3 protein-coding genes are annotated in these 3196 nt (G+C 69.7%); all 3 read left to right on the forward strand.

Features of this window, described 5'->3' with window-relative positions; genetic code table 11:
• Positions 1-692: AAA family ATPase (locus tag Q0R63_RS14435; RefSeq protein ID WP_295698628.1), on the forward strand; the 692-nt coding region annotated here is incomplete at its 5' end.
• Positions 693-782: 90 nt separating this feature from the next.
• Positions 783-1406 carry a TetR/AcrR family transcriptional regulator gene (locus Q0R63_RS14440; protein WP_295698630.1) on the forward strand — a complete coding sequence of 208 codons (624 nt, stop codon included), beginning with the start codon at positions 783-785 and terminating at the stop codon, positions 1404-1406.
• A 181-nt stretch (positions 1407-1587) separates the two neighbouring features.
• Complete coding sequence (locus tag Q0R63_RS14445; RefSeq protein WP_295698632.1) at positions 1588-3159, forward strand: MFS transporter; 1572 nt, start codon at positions 1588-1590, stop codon at positions 3157-3159.
• Positions 3160-3196 lie beyond the last annotated feature (37 nt).

A 3196-nucleotide genomic window follows, 5' to 3' on the forward strand; every position in this document is an offset into this window, starting at 1 on the left:
CCTCGATCACCCGCGACGTCTCCGGCGAGGGCGTCCAGCAGGCACTGCTGAAGATCCTCGAGGGCACGACGGCCTCGGTGCCGCCGCAGGGTGGCCGCAAGCACCCGCACCAGGAGTTCATCCAGATCGACACGACCAACGTGCTGTTCATCGTCGGGGGCGCGTTCGCCGGCCTCGAGAAGCTCGTCGAGTCGCGCAACGGCAAGAAGGGCCTCGGCTTCGGCAGCGAGCTGCACACGCCGAAGGACCTCGCCGAGTCGATCCACGAGGTGATGCCGGAGGACCTGATGAAGTTCGGGCTGATCCCCGAGTTCATCGGCCGTCTGCCCGTCATCACGACGGTCAGCCCCCTCGACCGCGAGGCGCTCGTCCAGATCCTCACCGAGCCCCGCAACGCGCTGCTCAAGCAGTACCAGAAGATGTTCGACATCGACGGCGTCGAGCTCGAGTTCACGACCGAGGCGGTCGAGGCGGTCGCCGAGCAGGCGCTGTTGCGCGGCATCGGGGCGCGCGGGCTGCGGGCGATCATCGAAGAGGTCCTGCTCCCGGTGATGTTCGACGTGCCGAGCGAGGAGGACGTCGCCAAGGTCGTCATCACCCGCGAGGTCGTCCTCGACAACGTCAACCCCACCATCGTGCGCCGGGATGCGCCACCGCGGGCCAAGCGCGCGCAGCGCAAGGAAAGTGCCTGAGGCTGGTCGGTTGACGGACGCCGGGAGGCGGTTTACTCTCTAGATGGAACGAAACAGTTTCGTTCCATCTGAATCTTGAGGACACCGCCCGTGAGCACCGCCGAGGCACCCGCACCGACCCGCCCCCGGGTCGAGGGCGATCGCGAGGTCGAGATCTTCGACGCCGTGGTGCGGCTGGTCGCCGAGACCGGCTACGACAAGCTCACCTACGACGCCGTCGCCGGCGAGGTGCACGCCAGCAAGGCCACCCTCTACCGCAAGTGGCCCACCAAGGCCCTGCTCGTCGTGGAAGCCGTCGTGAGCCGGATGTGCGGCAGCGACGACATCGACATCGATACCGGCAGCCTGCGGGGCGATCTGCTCGTCGGGGCCTGCGAGGACGGTGGGCTGACCTCCACCATGCCGGGCCTGGTGTCGGCCCTGATGCCGGCGCTGCAGCGTGACCCCGACTTCTTCGAGGTCTTCCGGGAGCGGTTCATCGAGCCCAAGCTGCAGCGCTCCCTGGCCGTCTTCGCCCGATCCGTCGAGCGCGGCGAGATCGCCCCCGACGCCGACCTCGTCCGGCTCTCGACCGTGCTGCCCGCCATGTGCATGCACGACTTCCTCCTCCTCGGCCGGGCGGTCGGACGCGACGAGGTCATCACGATGATCGACACGGTCGTCCTCCCGGCCTGTGCCGCCACCTTCGTCCACCGGGACGCGCCCGCGTCCTGACCCCACTCGGGCTGCCGCACCGACGCGGCATACCCCCGGCTCGCCGTCGCTGCTGACGGTCCACCGCACCTTCCCCCCGCCGGGCGCACCGTCGCGCCACTCTCCATCAGGCCGGTCTCCATCACGCCGGTCTCCATCAGGGCCTCGCCAGCACCTCTCTCCGCCCACGAAAGGCTTCGCCATGTCCACCGTCGCTGATCCCACCCGCACCCCCGAACCGCAGGACGCGGTCGCCACGGCACCTGCCGACGCTCCCCGTCGAGGGTTCGGGCTCGCCCTCGCCATCATCGGCGGAGCCCAGCTGATGATCGTGCTCGACGGCACCATCGTCAACATCGCGCTGCCCCACATCCAGACCGACCTCGGCTTCAGCCAGGCCAGCCTGTCGTGGGTCGTCAACGCCTACGCCCTGTCCATCGGCAGCCTGCTGCTCCTCGGTGGCCGACTCGGCGACCTGCTCGGACGTCGCAAGATGCTCGTCGTCGGTGTGCTCCTCTTCGCCTCGGCCTCGCTCGTCGGCGGCCTCGCGCTCAACCCGGCGATGCTGATCGTCTCCCGCATCGTCCAGGGCCTCGGGGCGGCGATCGCCTCACCCGCGGCCCTCGCCCTGATCACGACGACCTTCCCGGCGGGCAAGGAGCGCAACCGCGCGATGGGCGTATATGCCGCGATGTCCGGCGCCGGCGCGGCCGTCGGTCTCATCCTCGGTGGCGTGCTCACCGAGTACAACTGGCGCTGGACCTTCTTCATCAACGTCCCGATCGGCCTCCTCGTCGCCTTCCTCGCCCCCCGCGTCCTCGTCGAGTCCGAGGCCGGCCAGGGACGTCTCGACCTGGGCGGCGCACTGACCGGCACCGCCGGTCTCGTCGGCATCGTCTACGGCCTGACCCACGCGGCCGAGCCGACCGGCGGCTGGGGCTCGAGCCTGACCATCGCCTGCCTCGTCGCCGGCGTCGCCTTCCTCGCGGCCTTCGTCGTCATCGAACGACGGAACCCCTTCGCGTTGCTGCCGATCCGCATCCTCACCGACCGCACCCGTGGCACCAGCCTCTTCGTGATGCTCCTCGTCGGCGCCGGTATGTTCGCGATGTTCTACTTCCTCGGCCTCTACATCCAGCAGGTCCTCGGCTACAGCCCGATCAAGGCCGGGTTCGCCTTCCTGCCCTTCTCCGCCGGGATCGTCGCCGGCGCTGGGATCGCCTCGGCGCTCGCGAGCCGCATCGACGTCCGCTGGATCTCCGGCCCGGGGGCGCTGCTCGCCACCCTCGGGATGTGGGGGTTCACCAACCTCACGGTGGACAGCGGCTACGCCTCGCACCTGCTTCCGTGGATTGTCGTGCTGGCCGTGGGCATGGGTCTCACCTTCGTCCCGTTGACCCTCACGGCCACCGCGGGGGTCCGCGAGGAGGACTCGGGAGCGGCGTCGGCAGCGCTCAACACCGCGCAGCAGATCGGTGGGGCCATCGGCCTCGCTGCGCTCTCGACCGTCTTCACCCACGCCTTCGCCGGCCGGGCCGCCCAGCTGTCAGGGGCGATCCAGGCGCAGGTGCAGAGCGGCGCGATCACGTCCGCGCAGGCCAAGCAGCTGGGTGACGCGATCCCCCACATCGCGCAGACCTATGCCTCGACCCGTGGCTTCTACGTCGGGGCCGGCATGATCCTCGTCGGGGCGATCCTGGTGTTCACCTTGCTCACCGTGAAGCACGGCGAGCTGGCTGCCCGCGAGGACGTCTCGGGCCCGCACTTCGGCTGAGGCGGTTGCCGCTGCGTCTCAACCCCTTCCGTCCGCG

This window comes from Lapillicoccus sp. (assembly GCF_025353065.1).
Lineage (GTDB): Bacteria > Actinomycetota > Actinomycetes > Actinomycetales > Dermatophilaceae > Lapillicoccus.